Source organism: Variovorax sp. 10N420, from assembly GCF_056394705.1.
Map to the genome: position 1 here is coordinate 525410 of NZ_JBFTIJ010000001.1, position 13498 is coordinate 538907.

General features: G+C 64.8%; 15 protein-coding genes. 5 read left to right on the top strand and 10 right to left on the bottom strand.

What is annotated here, in order from left to right; translation table 11 throughout:
* The first annotated feature begins 34 nt into the window (after nucleotides 1-34).
* From AC1DEK_RS02435 to AC1DEK_RS02455, 5 genes are read left to right on the top strand one after another with little or no spacing between them, the layout of a single operon-like run.
* The gene (locus AC1DEK_RS02435; RefSeq protein ID WP_478123594.1) at nucleotides 35-1258 is read left to right on the top strand and encodes an ABC transporter substrate-binding protein; all 1224 of its coding nucleotides are present in this window, start codon (nucleotides 35-37) and stop codon (nucleotides 1256-1258) included.
* 16 nt (nucleotides 1259-1274) lie between these two features.
* A complete protein-coding gene (locus tag AC1DEK_RS02440) occupies nucleotides 1275-2144 on the top strand; it encodes a branched-chain amino acid ABC transporter permease (RefSeq protein WP_478123595.1) in 870 nt (289 codons plus the stop codon).
* Nucleotides 2141-3184 (top strand): branched-chain amino acid ABC transporter permease, encoded by a 1044-nt coding sequence (locus AC1DEK_RS02445; protein WP_478123596.1) that lies wholly within the window; start codon nucleotides 2141-2143, stop codon nucleotides 3182-3184. Before AC1DEK_RS02440 ends, AC1DEK_RS02445 begins: the two co-directional genes overlap by 4 nt.
* Nucleotides 3181-3918 carry an ABC transporter ATP-binding protein gene (locus tag AC1DEK_RS02450; RefSeq protein WP_478123597.1) on the top strand — a complete coding sequence of 246 codons (738 nt, stop codon included), beginning with the start codon at nucleotides 3181-3183 and terminating at the stop codon, nucleotides 3916-3918. Before AC1DEK_RS02445 ends, AC1DEK_RS02450 begins: the two co-directional genes overlap by 4 nt.
* A complete protein-coding gene (locus tag AC1DEK_RS02455) occupies nucleotides 3905-4636 on the top strand; it encodes an ABC transporter ATP-binding protein (RefSeq protein WP_478123598.1) in 732 nt (243 codons plus the stop codon). Before AC1DEK_RS02450 ends, AC1DEK_RS02455 begins: the two co-directional genes overlap by 14 nt.
* Before the next feature lie 4 nt (nucleotides 4637-4640).
* Here the strand turns inward: AC1DEK_RS02455 and AC1DEK_RS02460 are convergent, their stop codons facing one another.
* Genes AC1DEK_RS02460 through AC1DEK_RS02505 form a run of 10 tightly spaced genes read right to left on the bottom strand, consistent with a single transcriptional unit; the run spans nucleotide 4641 to nucleotide 13413 of the window.
* Nucleotides 4641-5936 carry an MFS transporter gene (locus tag AC1DEK_RS02460; RefSeq protein ID WP_478123599.1) on the bottom strand — a complete coding sequence of 432 codons (1296 nt, stop codon included), beginning with the start codon at nucleotides 5934-5936 and terminating at the stop codon, nucleotides 4641-4643.
* A gap of 24 nt (nucleotides 5937-5960) precedes the next feature.
* On the bottom strand, nucleotides 5961-7067 hold the full coding sequence (locus tag AC1DEK_RS02465) for a porin (protein ID WP_478123600.1): 1107 nt from the start codon (nucleotides 7065-7067) through the stop codon (nucleotides 5961-5963).
* Nucleotides 7068-7105: 38 nt separating this feature from the next.
* Nucleotides 7106-8074 (bottom strand): PDR/VanB family oxidoreductase, encoded by a 969-nt coding sequence (locus tag AC1DEK_RS02470; protein ID WP_478123601.1) that lies wholly within the window; start codon nucleotides 8072-8074, stop codon nucleotides 7106-7108.
* Nucleotides 8075-8101: 27 nt separating this feature from the next.
* A complete protein-coding gene (locus tag AC1DEK_RS02475) occupies nucleotides 8102-8551 on the bottom strand; it encodes a RidA family protein (RefSeq protein ID WP_478123602.1) in 450 nt (149 codons plus the stop codon).
* Nucleotides 8548-9576 (bottom strand): Rieske 2Fe-2S domain-containing protein, encoded by a 1029-nt coding sequence (locus AC1DEK_RS02480; RefSeq protein WP_478123603.1) that lies wholly within the window; start codon nucleotides 9574-9576, stop codon nucleotides 8548-8550. Before AC1DEK_RS02480 ends, AC1DEK_RS02475 begins: the two co-directional genes overlap by 4 nt.
* Nucleotides 9577-9617: 41 nt before the next feature.
* Nucleotides 9618-9836: a recombinase-like helix-turn-helix domain-containing protein gene (locus AC1DEK_RS02485; protein ID WP_478123604.1), complete on the bottom strand. Its 219-nt coding sequence runs from the start codon at nucleotides 9834-9836 to the stop codon at nucleotides 9618-9620.
* Between the two features lie 60 nt (nucleotides 9837-9896).
* The gene (locus tag AC1DEK_RS02490) at nucleotides 9897-10232 is read right to left on the bottom strand and encodes a hypothetical protein (RefSeq protein WP_478123605.1); all 336 of its coding nucleotides are present in this window, start codon (nucleotides 10230-10232) and stop codon (nucleotides 9897-9899) included.
* The gene (locus tag AC1DEK_RS02495) at nucleotides 10229-11410 is read right to left on the bottom strand and encodes an FAD-dependent monooxygenase (RefSeq protein WP_478123606.1); all 1182 of its coding nucleotides are present in this window, start codon (nucleotides 11408-11410) and stop codon (nucleotides 10229-10231) included. The genes AC1DEK_RS02490 and AC1DEK_RS02495 overlap by 4 nt, the downstream gene beginning before the upstream one ends.
* Before the next feature lie 24 nt (nucleotides 11411-11434).
* Nucleotides 11435-12445, bottom strand: a complete 1011-nt coding sequence (locus AC1DEK_RS02500) for a Bug family tripartite tricarboxylate transporter substrate binding protein (RefSeq protein ID WP_478123607.1) — start codon at nucleotides 12443-12445, stop codon at nucleotides 11435-11437.
* A complete protein-coding gene (locus AC1DEK_RS02505; protein WP_478123608.1) occupies nucleotides 12442-13413 on the bottom strand; it encodes a VOC family protein in 972 nt (323 codons plus the stop codon). Before AC1DEK_RS02505 ends, AC1DEK_RS02500 begins: the two co-directional genes overlap by 4 nt.
* Nucleotides 13414-13498: the final 85 nt, after the last annotated feature.

Below are 13498 nucleotides of genomic sequence, written 5' to 3' on the forward strand. Positions count from 1 at the left end.
CCTCCCCTCAACCCCCAGCCCCAAGAAAGCCCCAATGACTGCTCCCCTCTTCACCCGCAGAAAAGTCGTCCAGTTGACGGCCGCCACGGCCGCCGCGGGCGCGCTGCCCATTCTTTCGGCACGCGCCGCGACCCCCACGAAGGTCGGCGTACTGCTCCCGACCAGCGGTGTCTACGCGTCCTCAGGCCAGGCTGCGCGCAAGGGGATCGAGTTCGGCGCGCTCATCAACAAGGAGCAAGGCGGGCCGGAGCTCGAACTGATGTTCGCCGACACCGAATCCAAGCCGGAGAACGGCCGGGTCGCGGCTGAAAAGCTGATCCGTGCCGGCTGCTCGGTGCTCATCGGCGCATGGGACACCGGCGCTACGATCTCCGCCGCTCAGGCCGCCGAAGCCGCAAAGGTGCCGCTGGTGATCAACATCGGATCGGCGCCGCAGATCACCGAGCAGGGCTTCACGCAAGTCTTTCGCAACTTCACCCCGGTGACCTCGCTGATCGAGAACGCGGTGGTGCGCATCAAGGAACTCGCCGCTTCCTCGGCCAAGCCGCCGAAGACAGCCGTGCTGCTCTATGTGAACGACACCTACGGCCAGGCCGCGCTGGCAGGCGTCTCCGCGCTCTGGGAAAAGCAGAGCGTGCCGATCCAGATCGTTGCCAAGATCGGCTACGACGTCAAAGCCAAGGACCTGTCCGTCGAAGTCGCCAAGGCGAAGGCAACCGGCGCGGACCTGCTGCTGCCGCTCACTCGCGTGAACGACGCCATCATGATCGTGCGCGAAGCCGTCAAGCAGAGCTTCAATCCGATGGCGATCATCGGCCCGGGCAGCGCCGGCCCCTATGAGCGCGCCTTCACGGATGCAGTGGGCAAGTACGGCGACGACTACATGATCTGTGTCCCCTGGTACAACCCGCAGAACCCGCGCGCCAAGGCGCTGGTCGAGCGCTACGAGCGTACCGAGAAGGGCCAGCGCTTCGAACTCAACGTGGGCTTCTCCTTCGAAGCGGTCGAGATCGTCGCCGATGCAGTCAAGCGCGCGAAGTCCTCGGAGCCGGCCGCCCTGCATGCGGCACTCAAGACGACGAACATCACCGATCACGTGATGTTCGGCGGCCCGATCGTTTTCAACGAAAAGGGGCAGAACCCGAACATCGGCGTCGTGATGCTGCAGAACCGCAATGGCGCGCCGATCGTCGTCGGCCCGAAGGAGATCGCCGTCGCAGCGCCGAACTTCCCGATGCGGCCTTTCGACCAGCGCTGATCCCGCGGCAAGCCCCATGTTCGACCTCTATGCAAACGTCGTGGCCGGCGGCGTGCTCATCGGCCTCATCTACGCGCTCGTCGCGCTGGGGCTGACCATCATGTTCGGCGTGATGAAGATCGTGAATTTCGCGCACGGCGAAATGGTCGTCATCGGCATGTACCTCGGCTATGCGCTGTGGACTGCGTTCGCGCTGCCGCCGTGGGTCGCGATGCCCATCGCGGCGGTGGCGATGTTCGGACTGGGCTACCTGCTCCAGGCGACCTTCGTGAATCGCTTCATCCGCAGGCCGCACCATGTGCAGTTCATCCTCTTCATCGGCCTGGCGTTCGTCATCACGGGCATTCACCTGATGGTCTTCGGTCCGGATACACGCAGCATCAGTTCGCCGGCCAACTTCGAAGTGGTCAAGCTCGGTGCGCTGCGGCTGGACATGGTGCGGCTGCAGGGCGGCGCCGCGGCGCTGTTGCTGATCGCGCTGCTGCTGGCCTACCTGCGCTTCTCGCTCACGGGCGCATCGATCCGCGCCGCGGCCGACAACCAGGTGGGCGCGCAGGCGATCGGTCTTCGGGTCAAGCATGTCTACGCGGTCACCGCGGGCATCGGGCTCGCCTGCGCCGGTGCAGCGGGCGCGCTCGTGGCGCCCATCTTCGACGTGCAACCCACGTTGGCACAGGGCTTCACGATGGTGGCCTTCATCACCGTGATCATCGGCGGCCTCGGTAGCCTGGTCGGGGCGCTGGTCGGCGGCATTCTCATCGGCGTGTCGGAAAGCCTGGCCGCATTGCTCATCAACCCGGCCATGAAATCCATGATCTCCTATGGACTGCTGATCGTCATGCTGCTCGTCCGTCCTGAAGGCCTTTTCGGCGGGAGGCGTCGATGAATCGCTGGCACCTTCGCGCATTGCTGCCCGTGGCGCTGTGCTTTGTCGCGCTCGCGCTGCTGCCGCTGGTGGTGGGCGACTCGCACCTGTCGCTCCTGACCCTCGTGCTGATGTGCGCATTCTTCGGACAGGCATGGAATCTCATGATGGGCTTCGTCGGCCAGCTATCACTCGGCCATGCGCTCTACGCGGGCATTGGCGCATATTCGGCAGCCGTCGCCATCGGCACCTTCGGCGTATCGCCCTGGCTGGGCATTGCAGTGGGCATCGTGCTGAGCTCGGCAGCCGGCGCCATCGTCGCCTGGCTCGGCTTCAGATTCGCGGTGCGCGGCATCTACTTCACGCTGCTGACGATCGCCTTTGCGGAAATGGGCCGCATGGTGTTCGAGAACTGGAGCTTCGTCGGCGGCAACGGCGGGTACTTTCTGAAGACCGTGGGTGATGGCCATCCGCTGCTGACGCTGCGCGGCGGCACGACCTTCTACTACTTCGCCTTCCTGGCGCTGTGCGCCCTCGCGCTGGCGCTGTGCACCGCCCTGACGCGCTCGCGACTGGGTTACCTCTGGCGTGCCATCCGCGAAGACGAGGATGCCGCGCGTGCCATCGGCGTGCCGGCGCTTCGCCTGAAGATCGTCGCGGTGATGATCAGCGCGGCAATGACCAGCGTCGGGGGTTCCTTCTATGCCCTCTTCAACGGCAGCCTGTTCCCGGAAACCATCATGGGCATGCACTTCTCGATCGAAATGATCGTCGGGCCGATCCTCGGCGGGCTCGGCACTTTGCTGGGTCCGATCCTTGGAGCGATTTTCGTGATCCCGGTCACCGAATTCTCGAACCAGCTGGCGCAGAACATGAACATCTTCGGCTTCAACACGCTGATCTATGGCGTGCTGGTGCTGGTGGTCATCGGGCTTTTGCCCAACGGCATGTCGCCGGCCATTGCATCGCTGGCGCGGCGCCTGAGCGGGCGCGATGCGCAGAGCGCCAAGATTCCGGCAGCGCCGGCAGCGCCTGCCGCAGCCGCGGAGGCCACGCAATGAGCGACGCACTCCTGAGCGTGCGCGGGCTCACCAAGCGCTTCACGGGGCTGACTGCGGTCAACGACGTCAGCTTCGACGTCCAGCCCGGCTCTATCGTCGGCCTCATCGGTCCGAACGGCGCCGGCAAGACGACCTGCTTCAGCATGATCGCGGGCGCACAGGCTCCCACTGCAGGTTCGGTCCTATTCGAAGGCCAGGGCCTCACCGGGCTCGTGCCGGAGCAGGTCTGCAAACGCGGCGTGGCGCGCACCTTCCAGGTCGTGCGCCCGCTTTTGGAGATGACTGTGCTGGAGAACGCCACCGTGGGCGCACTTCTGCACGCGCCGACCTTGAACGAAGCGCGCGAAGTCGCCGCGCAGACACTGCGGCGCGTCGGACTCGGCCGCAAGCTCGACGTGCTGGCGGTTCACCTCACGCTGCCGGATCGCAAGATGCTCGAACTCGCGAAGGCGCTGGCGACGAAACCCAAGCTTCTGCTGCTCGACGAAGTGATGGCGGGGCTGCGTCCCAGCGAAGCCAACGCCATCATCGACGTACTGCGCGAACTCAATGCAGGCGGGCTCACGATCATGCTGGTCGAGCACGTCATGCGCATCCTCATGTCGGTGGCGAGCCATGTCGTGGTGCTGCATCACGGCGAACTGGTCACGCAAGGCAAACCCGACGAAGTCACGCAGGACCCGCGTGTCATCGAAAGCTATCTCGGACGAAAGGCTCAGCGTGAGCACCACTAGCAGTCCCGCACCCCTGCTCGAAGTCACCGACCTGCAAGCCTTCTATGGCGAGGCCCAGGCGCTCAGCGGCGTCAGCTTCCACATTCTGCCCGGCGAGATCGTCTCCATCGTCGGCGCCAACGGCGCGGGCAAGACGACGTTGATCCGCGCCATTGCCGCCATGACGCCGGTGCGCTCGGGCAGCATCCGATTCAATGGACGGGAGATCGCCGGCTCATCGAGCCCGGCAGTCTGTGAGCTGGGCATTGCGCAGGTGCCTGAAGGACGGCAGATCTTCCCCAGCCTCTCGGTCGAAGAGAACCTGCGGCTCGGCGCCGTGCTGAATCGTGCGCGCGCGGACAAGGCACGCAATTTCGAGCGTGTCTACGCCAGTTTTCCAAAGCTTGCCGAACGTCGCACCCAGAGTGCGGGGACGCTGTCGGGCGGCGAGCAGCAGATGCTCGCCATCGGCCGCGCATTGATGGCGAACCCCTCGCTGATCATGTTCGACGAGCCCTCGCTCGGACTCTCACCGGCGCTCACGGGGCAGATGTTCGATGTCGTCGCATCGCTGCACCAAAGCGGCCTGAGCGTGGTGCTGGTCGAGCAGAACGTCGTCGAATCGCTCGAACTCTGCCAGCGGGCGTACGTCCTGGAAAACGGATCGATGACGCTCGAAGGGACCGGCGCGGAGCTGCTCGAAGACGATCGAGTGCGCCGTGCCTATCTCGGTCTCTAGGCTCTCAGGCGGGCGTGGCGCTCACCCTGGACATCGGCACGTGGCGCTCCCTGAGCCAAAGGATGAAGCCGCAGATGAACACGATCGCCTGCGTGCCGATCAGCAGCGAGAACCCCGCGAAGAAGCCCGAAGCCGCTCCGCCGGAAGTGCCTTGGCCGGCAGTGACCGCGCTGATCACGCCGCCCATCACCGCCGGCATGAAGCCGGCAACCAGGCTGCCGGTTCCGTTGACAACGCCGAATGCGCTGGCCACGTGTTCGGGGCGCGAGCAATACTGCACCGTGCTCGGAATCGCCGGGCTCGCAAGACCCCAGCAGAAGTTGGCCGCAATGAGTGCGTAGGCGGCCGTGTAGCGGTCCTGCGCATTGATCGCCCACAGCACCGCCAATGCAACGCCCAGGCTCGCCCCCATGAAGATGAACGGCACGCGCCGCCGCTCGATTTTGTCGATGAGCATGCCGCCCACCATCACCGCAACCACCGTGGCGTACTGCGGCAACGAGGCGAGCCAGCCCATCTCGCGCAGCGAGAAACCGCGCGCCTCCTTCAGGTAGGTCGGCAGCCAGTTGCTGCTGCCCCAGAGATAGGCGAGCGTGGCCGAAGTCAGCACGGTGATCAGCACCAGGTAACGCGTGTGCAGCGCACCTTTCACGATGTCGCCCACCTTCGACATGGCCTCGCCGAAAGAAGCCGGCTTGCGCATGTCGGCGTATGAAGCGGGCATGCGAACGAAGGCGATCACCAGCGGAATCCCGAGGGCGATGTTGAGCAAGCCCAGCGCATAGAACGACATTTCCCAATGGAAGCTGGCGAGCAGCAGGCCGATCATCGGATAGCCGAGCGCCAGGCCGAGCCCCGTGCCCATGTTGACGAAGGAGTTGGGCTTTCCGTTCTCGTGCGACTCGAAATGCGCCTTGATGTAGGACGAAGCCAGCGAGAACAACGGCCCTTCGGACACACCCAGCAGCACGCGCGACGCCAACAACATTCCGTAGCCGCTGAACCAGGGCGTGATGAAGGTGACCACCCCCCAAAGCAGCAAGCCGAAGATCAGGCTTTTGCGTACCCCGAAGAGCGCCGCGCAGAACGGCGTCAGCACGAATGCCGAAACACCGTAGCCGACCATGAACGCCGTCGCGAGGAGTCCCTGGCTGACGCGATCGCTCCTGGCGATCCCGACGTGATCGAGGAAACCGGCGTCGGTGATCAGCACGGCGATGTTGATCCGGTCGATGTAGGAGATCGCGACGATCACGAACAACGTGATGACGCCGTACCAACGAAACTGTTTCGCTTGCATTGCATTGCTCCTTGGGTAGCCGCGCTAGAACGCGTGGCGGATTCCGAATTCGGTCCCGGTCGACGCGTGGTTCGGCGAAGTCATCACTCCGCCGAGCGCCTGCGATGCACCGTTGCTGTTCGTCAGTCGTGCGACGGTCGCGTAGACCGCGCTTCGCTTCGACAGGTTGTAGATGTAGCCCAGCGCGATCTTCGAAGAAGTGGGCTCCGGCAGATTGCCCGCGGGCTCGCGCTTGTAGCGTGCGTACGAGACCTTGATCTCGCTCGCACCGATCGGCAGGATGAAGCCCACGAGCGCCCCCTTGCCGTCCACGGAGCCTTGCGACTCCTCGTAGTACTCGGCCATTAGCTTCAGGCTCATCAGCGGCTCGAAGATGTAGTAGGCGCCGAGGTTCGTCACGCGCAGGTCGCCAATTGCGTAGCGGGTCTTGCCCGTCGACAGTGCGATGTTGAACGGGCCGTTGAGGTAGCCCACGCGCGCGCCGGCGTAGTCGCCGTCGTTCTTCGTGGAAAGCGGCACGGGGCCCGGCAGCACCGCGTTCGAGTCGTTCTCGCCCATCGCGTACATCAGCTGCCCATAGAAGCCACCGAGCACAGGCGGCAGGAAATAGCCGACGCTGTTCGATGCGCGCGTGCCGGTCGGCGAAACGAGGCCGCCAAGGGCCGAGAAGTAGATCTGGTTCGCTCCGATGCCGCCGCCGGTGCCGAAGGGATCGAACAGCGCGGTGTTCCAGAAGGTGGGCGTGTAGTCACGGCCCAGACGCACTTCGCCGAAGGGGCCCAGGAAGCTGACCGTCGAGCGGCGGTTGAAAGTCAGGCCGCCGGGCTGTGTGTTGCCGCTCGCCTGGTTGTTGGTGTTGGTCGAAAAGCCACTGCCGGTGTCGTTCTGCAGGCCGGCTTCGAGCCAGAAGCCGGCGGCATATCCGCCGCCCAGGTCTTCCGTGCCGCGAAAGCCCAGCCGGCTGAAGGTGTTGGCGCTGTTGGTCAGCTGCCATTTGCTGGTCGAAACCGGTCCCGAACCCGTCGTGTAGGTCACCGCGGCGTCGACGACGCCGAAGAGGGTCACGCTCGATTGCGCGCAGGCCAGGGACGCGACCGTGCATGCGGCCACGGCCACAATTTTCTTCTTCATGGAGTTTGCAGGGAGTTGAGGAAAGCTGGCGAGTGGACTCAGATGTCCAGCACAAGCGGACCGCGCTTGCATGCCGAGACACAAATCATCATGGTCTTGTTCGACGCGCGTTCCTGCTTGCTGAGGATGCCGTCGTGGTGGTCGATCTCTCCCGAGATGACCCTTGTTTCACAGGCGCCGCAAACGCCTTCCTTGCAGCTGTGGTCGGGGTTCAGGCCGGCATCGATCAGGCTGTCGAGGATGGACTTGCCCGGCGGCACTTCGACGGTCTTGCCGCTCTTTACGCACTCGACCATGTAGGTCTGGGTTGCGCTCGGCGCTTCGACGTGCACAGCCGCAAAGCGCTCGATGTGCGCGTGCGGATAGCCGAGCTTCTCGCAAGTCTTCTCGAAGCCGTCGAGCATCGGTGTGGGGCCGCAGCAGTAGTAGTGGCTGTCGGCGCCCTTGTCCGCCAGCAGCCCCGCCAGGTCTGGCGGGCCGCCCTTCTCTTCATCGAAATGCCAGGTCAGCGGCACGCCCTTCTCGGCGGCCAAGGCGCCGATCGCTTCGCAGAAGGCGGCTTCCTTGCGATTGCGCGCGCAATAGAGCATTTCGACCGGCTTGCCGATCGCCACGAGGCGCTGCAGCATGCACCAGATGGGCGTCACGCCGATGCCACCGGCCACCAGCACGGAACGCTCCGCGCCCTCTTCCAGCTTGAAGTTGTTGCGCGGCGCCGAGATCGGCAGCGTCATGCCGACGCGCAACTGCTGGTGCACGTAGCGCGAACCGCCACGGCTCTTGCGATCATTGAGCACGCCGACTACATAGCGCTGCCGGTCGGTCGACGGGTTGCACAGCGAATAGCTGCGAACCAGCCCGTTCGGCAGATGAAGATCGATGTGCGAGCCGGCCTCGAAGGCGGGGAAATCCACGTCCGGTGAGGCCGGGCGGAATTCGACGCTGACGATGCCGTCGGCTTCATAGCGCATGGTGTGCACCAGGGCGTTCAGCGTGGGGGATGACATGGCGGAACCTCGGAAAAGCGATTCAATTCATTGGGCGGCGCGCAGGTCGACGTCGAGCCGCGCGAATGCGTCGATCTCGACGCGGAGTTCAGGAAAGACCAGCGCCTGCACCGCCAGCAGCGTGGAGGCCGGGTAAGGCGATCCGGGCGCCTGCGCGAAGAACTCGCGCCGCGCGCGCCCGACTTCGTCCTTGTCCGCGATGTCGGTCACGTACACGACGAGCTTGACGATGTTGTGCACGCCCCCGCCTGCCGCTTGCAGCAACTGCTGGATCTTCCGAAGCACCACGAGCGTCTGCTCATAGGCGCCGAGCGGCGCGCCAGCCTGCGCAGCATCGCGAGTCGCGGGATGCGCGGTCTGGCCGGACAGCACCACCTCTTGCCCGACGACCAGCGCGTTGGACCAGGTGGCGTGTGGCAGATCGGGCACCGCTTCGCAAGCGACGCGACGGACCGGCATGGCGGCTTGCGAGGTCATGCGGCTTGCGCGCTGGCTTCGAGCTGCTGCGTCGCCAGGCCGCGCATGTGGCGGCGCAGGCGGACGATGCCCAGGTCGTGCTGATAGAGCTGCTCGTGCTGGTTGGCATCGGGCTCCATGTTCTCGATCAGCACGCGGTCCTGTTCGAGCACGTGCCAGTGGCGCGCTTCGAGGCGGTTCTTGTAGAGGAAGCGCCAGGTGTCGCGTTCCCAGCCCTTCGGCAGCTTGCGCACGCGCCAATGGAAGGCGCACGACAGCGTCGGCGAAACCGGCGTGTAGCTGCCGATGATGATGAAGTTGCCGCCAGGGCCGCCAGTCTTCGGATAGGGAATTTCCAGGCGCATCCAGTGCACGCCGGTGTCCGCCCATTCGGTCCAGTCGAAGTTGACGTTGCGCTGGCCTTCCTTTTCGAACACGAAGCCGGTGTCGGTCTGGCGGATGCCGAACTTGGCGGTCGAATCGCCTTCGGCCATCGAGTGCGACTGCTTGTGCAGGAAGGTGCCGTGCATCGGGTCCATCACGTTGTCGAGCACGTAGCGGTAGTCGCCCTTCCACTCCGCATAGCAGAGGAAGGAAGAGTATTCATCGTCATTGGTCAGCTGCTCGGGCAGCACCAGCGGCGGCGGCGTATCGACCGATTCCTTGCCGTTGTAGAGCCAGACTGCGCCGGCCTTCTCTTCCACATGGAAGAAGCGCGTGGCCTGCGAGCCTTCGAGCTTGCAGCCGGGGCTGCCGGGCACCTTGGTCACGACGCCGTCGCAGCGTACTTCGACGCCGTGATAGGGACACGACAGGCGATCGCCGAGGATCACGCCCTGCGACAGCGGAGCGCCGCGGTGCGGGCAGCGGTCTTCGAGCGCATGCAGCTTGCCGGCGTGATCGCGCCAGAAGGCGAACTTGCGGCCGAGGCGGCGAAGCGAAACAGGCGATTCCTTGATGTAGCTCGACGGGCAGATCGGATACCAGAGATCCTTGAGACCGGCTTCGAGCACTTGATCGACCGGGTCACCGTGGGTGGTTGTCATGATGGTTCCTCTTGAAAGGAAGAAATGGGGTCGGGGCGAAATCAGGCGCCCAGGGCGGCGATCTCTTCGCGGTAGATGGCCTCGGTCCAGAGCTTGCCGCTGGGGCTGCTCAGGCCGCTGCCGTTCAGCGCCTCCACGAGGCCCGGAAGGTCATGGATGCCTGCCGCGAAGGCGCGCTCGATCGCGTCGCCGAGCAGGTCTTCATAAGTGGTGGGGGTACGCGTGCGCGCCTGGTGCGGGTCGAGGTTTCGGTCAGTCATGGTTCGCTCCATCGAGGTAGGTTGGACGTGCGGAAAAAACAGAGGTCGGTTGTCGCGGCCTCACTGGCCGCCGTTGCGTACGCGCTCGCGGATGCGTTCGCGCACCGGAACGAAGTCGTAGGTCGCATAGCACTCGGTGCTGAACACGCCCCACGCACGACGTTCGAGTTCGAGGTTCACCAACGGCAGCTTCTCGGGCGGAAGCTCCAGGGTGAGGATCTGACCCAGGCCCATCGCCACCGTCCACGAAACCACCCGCGTGCCCTCGGGCGGGAACGATTCCCACCAGTCGCTGGCCTTCATGCGCGACTGCACGTCGTCCAGCGTGAGGCCGGGGTGGTGCTTCATCACGATGGTGAGAAGCATGCTCGGCGAAGCGACGGGCGTGGTGTTCATTGCACGCTCGCGCTCGTGGCATCGACAGCCACAGGAACGGCCCAGGCGTCGTAGGCATACACCCAGTCGGCGTTGCCGCCTTCGCGCAACCAGTTGTTGCCGCGCGAGCCGAGCTGGATCTTGCTGGCGCGCTCGATTCGGGCCTGCTCATAGCGCTTGAGCGCTTCGGGAGCCTCGCTGGCGAGCACGCCTTCGAGATGGCGCGCCAGCACCACCGCGTCTTCGATCGCCATGCCGGCGCCCTGCGCCATGAAGGGCAGCATGGGATGCGCCGCGTCGCCGAGCAGCACCATGCGGCCGGAGGCCCAGGCTTGCATCGGATCGCGTTCATACAAGGCGGTCTTGAGCACCGTGTCGCAAGCGTCAAGCAAGGCGCGCGCTTCGGGGTGATAAGCCACGTATTGCTCGCGCAGCTCATCGACGCTGCCCGGTGCGGTCCACGATTCGAGGTGCCAGGTGTCTTGGGGCGTGGTCGCGAAGATGAAGATGTCCTTGCCGCGGTTCAGCGGGAAGGTCACGATCTGGCTCTGCGGATTCGGGCCCCACCACTTGGTGAAGGCGCCCAGGTTCGGCACGGCGGCCACACGCTCGGCTGGCACGACGGCCCGGTAGGCAACGATGCCGGTGAAACGTGGACTCTCGGCACCGAACATGGCAGTGCGCACCGCCGAGTGGATTCCGTCCGCGCCGATCAACACACCGACGCGCGCGCTGGTGCCGTCTTCGAAGCTCAGGCTCACACCGTTGTCATCGGGCGCGATCGACTTGGCGCGCTTGCCGAGCGCGACGCATTCGGCAGGCACCATCTCTGCCAGAGCCGCCAGCAGGTCCGCGCGGTGGATGGTGAGTTGTGGCGCGCCATAGCGTTGCTCGGCCGAGTCGGCCATCTCGAGGCGCGACGTTTCCTCGCCCGTGTCGTAGGTCCGGCTGATGCGGTGCGAAGGGCGCGCCGCCGTCACGCGGGCGGCTTCGCCCACGCCGAGGCCGTCGAGGGCCCGCACAGCGTTGGGCGTCAGGTTGATGTCGGCGCCGACGCGGGCGAATTCCTTCGCCTGCTCGAACACGATGACGTCGTGCCCTGCACGGCGCAGTGCGATGGCAGCGACCAGGCCGCCGATGCCGGCGCCGACGATGCCGATGGTGTCGACGGTGCTGCTGGTGGATTGCTTCGTTGACATGTGCGTCTCCTCTTCTTGTTCTCGTTATTCGGCGACGATGTTGCGAGCCTTGATGATCTTGGCCCACACGGCCGTCTCATCACGCATCGCGGCGGCAAACTCGGCCGGCTTCATCGCTGCGGTGGTCATGCCCTGCGTCTGCAGGCGTTCGCGCGCTTGCGGCTCCGCCAGGATTTCGGCCGCGTCCTTCGCCAGTTGGTCGATGACCGCCTGCGGCGTGCCGGCAGGCGCCAGCAAGCCGTACCACGAAGTCACGTTCACGCCCTGGATGCCCTGCTCCGCCAGCGTCGGGATTTCCGGCGCGACAGGCGTGCGCTTGGCTTCGGTCACGCCCAGCGCAATCAGCTTTCCGCTCTTGATGAAGGGCAGCGTCGCGGGCAGGTTGCTGAACATCAGCGGTACCACGCCACCGAGCACGTCATTGAGCGCAGGCCCCGTGCCCTTGTATGGCACGTGCAGCAGATCGACACCCGCTTGCTGCTTGAATAGCTCGCCCGCGAGATGCAGGCCGCTGCCCACACCAGGCGATGCGTACGACAGCGTGTTCGGCTTGGCCTTCGCCATCGCGACGAGATCCTTCGCGCTCTTGATGCCCGAGGCCGGCGAAGCCACCAGCACGTTCGGCGCCTTCGCGAGCATCGTGATGGGCGCAAAGTCCTTCTCGATGTTGAACGGGAAGTTCGGCATCAGCGTCGGGTTGATCGTGAGATTGCCCGCGGGCACCACCAGCAGCGTGTGCCCATCGGCCTTGGCGCGCTTGACCTTGTCCATGCCGATGTTGCCGGCAGCGCCCGCATCGTTCTCCACCACCGCTGCCTGCCCGTAGCGCTTGCCGAGCCCTTCGGAAAGCATCCGCGCCAGCGTGTCGACCGGCCCGCCGGGCGGAAACGGCGAAATGATGGTGAAGCGATTGCTCGCAAGCTGCTTCTGCGCATCGGTCTGTGCATGGGCTGACATCACGGCGGCGATGGAAAGGAGCGCCGTGCCGAAAACACGGACAAGGGAGACGCGGCGATTCATGTTCAGTGTGTTCATTTCTTTTCAGTGAGGAACTTGCCCTGCGGGCCTTCGACGTTCTTTTGGCGACGCGTGTTGCCATCGAGTCCGCCATCGACGGCCCATTCGGCGAACACGGTCGGGCCCGGCTCGAACTCGCGCGGTTGCCAGTCGGCGGTGAGTTGGTCTTCATCGGCGTAGTACTCGATCAAGCCCCCAGCCGGGTTCTTGAAGTACCAGAAGTACGCGGAGGACACCGGATGCCGTCCCGGCCCCAACTGCGTTTCCCAACCCTTGCGCGAGAAGTGCAGACCACCGCCGAACACTTCGTGGATGTCGCGCACGGTGAAAGCCACGTGATTGATCCCGCGCTTGCCCGACGGCAACTGCAGCAGGAAGAGATCGTGATGACCGCCGCTCGGTGCGCAGCGCATGAACGACCCACGATTGGGATAGCTGTCGGAAGCAACGAAGCCAAAGCGATCGCCATAGAACGCGCTCGTCGCCTGAACGTCGCTGACGAAGAACACGACGTGTCCGACTTCGATCGGCGTGCCGTGCTCATAAACCGGCGCAGCCTGGTTCACACGCGGCTTCGCATTCCAGGTGTTCATCGCGCCGCAGTCGATATCGACCGCGTGCTTGCGGCTGACCTGCAGGCGCACCGCGAGCCCGTTCGGATCAGTGCAGCCAATGCGCCGTGCGCCTTCGACCATGCCGTCGACGAAGCCTTCATCTTTGGCGATCGCTGCAGCGTAGCGGTCGAGATCGGCGTCGCTCTCGACACCCCAGACCACCTCACGCACCGTCGGCCCCTCTTCGATCGCAGGTGGCAGCCCAGCTTTGTCCAACGCCGCAACGATAACGCGGCACCCATTAAGGCATTCAAAGACAAGTTCATCCATCGCCTCCGACTTGAGACTCAGCCCCCAGTCCAGAAAAAACGTGCGGCACGTAGCGAGGTCATCCGCCCCATAAGTAATCTGATCAATACCCAAAACACTCATCTCAGTCTCCTTCCAGTTCCAGAAATACCGCGGAACCGGCTTCGCCGGGCCGCTGGTATTGCCCCCTAGAGGGGGTAGGCGGCCA

Excerpts from the sequence above, each read along its gene's own strand:
- AC1DEK_RS02505 (WP_478123608.1), bottom strand. The coding sequence starts at position 13,413 with ATGAGTGTTTTGGGTATTGATCAGATTACTTATGGGGCGGATGACCTC.
- AC1DEK_RS02450 (WP_478123597.1), top strand. The coding sequence starts at position 3,181 with ATGAGCGACGCACTCCTGAGCGTGCGCGGGCTCACCAAGCGCTTCACG.
- AC1DEK_RS02440 (WP_478123595.1), top strand. The coding sequence starts at position 1,275 with ATGTTCGACCTCTATGCAAACGTCGTGGCCGGCGGCGTGCTCATCGGC.
- AC1DEK_RS02480 (WP_478123603.1), bottom strand. The coding sequence starts at position 9,576 with ATGACAACCACCCACGGTGACCCGGTCGATCAAGTGCTCGAAGCCGGT.
- AC1DEK_RS02445 (WP_478123596.1), top strand. The coding sequence starts at position 2,141 with ATGAATCGCTGGCACCTTCGCGCATTGCTGCCCGTGGCGCTGTGCTTT.
- AC1DEK_RS02495 (WP_478123606.1), bottom strand. The coding sequence starts at position 11,410 with ATGTCAACGAAGCAATCCACCAGCAGCACCGTCGACACCATCGGCATC.
- AC1DEK_RS02435 (WP_478123594.1), top strand. The coding sequence starts at position 35 with ATGACTGCTCCCCTCTTCACCCGCAGAAAAGTCGTCCAGTTGACGGCC.
- AC1DEK_RS02475 (WP_478123602.1), bottom strand. The coding sequence starts at position 8,551 with ATGACCTCGCAAGCCGCCATGCCGGTCCGTCGCGTCGCTTGCGAAGCG.
- AC1DEK_RS02490 (WP_478123605.1), bottom strand. The coding sequence starts at position 10,232 with ATGAACACCACGCCCGTCGCTTCGCCGAGCATGCTTCTCACCATCGTG.
- AC1DEK_RS02500 (WP_478123607.1), bottom strand. The coding sequence starts at position 12,445 with ATGAACACACTGAACATGAATCGCCGCGTCTCCCTTGTCCGTGTTTTC.
- AC1DEK_RS02460 (WP_478123599.1), bottom strand. The coding sequence starts at position 5,936 with ATGCAAGCGAAACAGTTTCGTTGGTACGGCGTCATCACGTTGTTCGTG.
- AC1DEK_RS02485 (WP_478123604.1), bottom strand. The coding sequence starts at position 9,836 with ATGACTGACCGAAACCTCGACCCGCACCAGGCGCGCACGCGTACCCCC.
- AC1DEK_RS02470 (WP_478123601.1), bottom strand. The coding sequence starts at position 8,074 with ATGTCATCCCCCACGCTGAACGCCCTGGTGCACACCATGCGCTATGAA.
- AC1DEK_RS02465 (WP_478123600.1), bottom strand. The coding sequence starts at position 7,067 with ATGAAGAAGAAAATTGTGGCCGTGGCCGCATGCACGGTCGCGTCCCTG.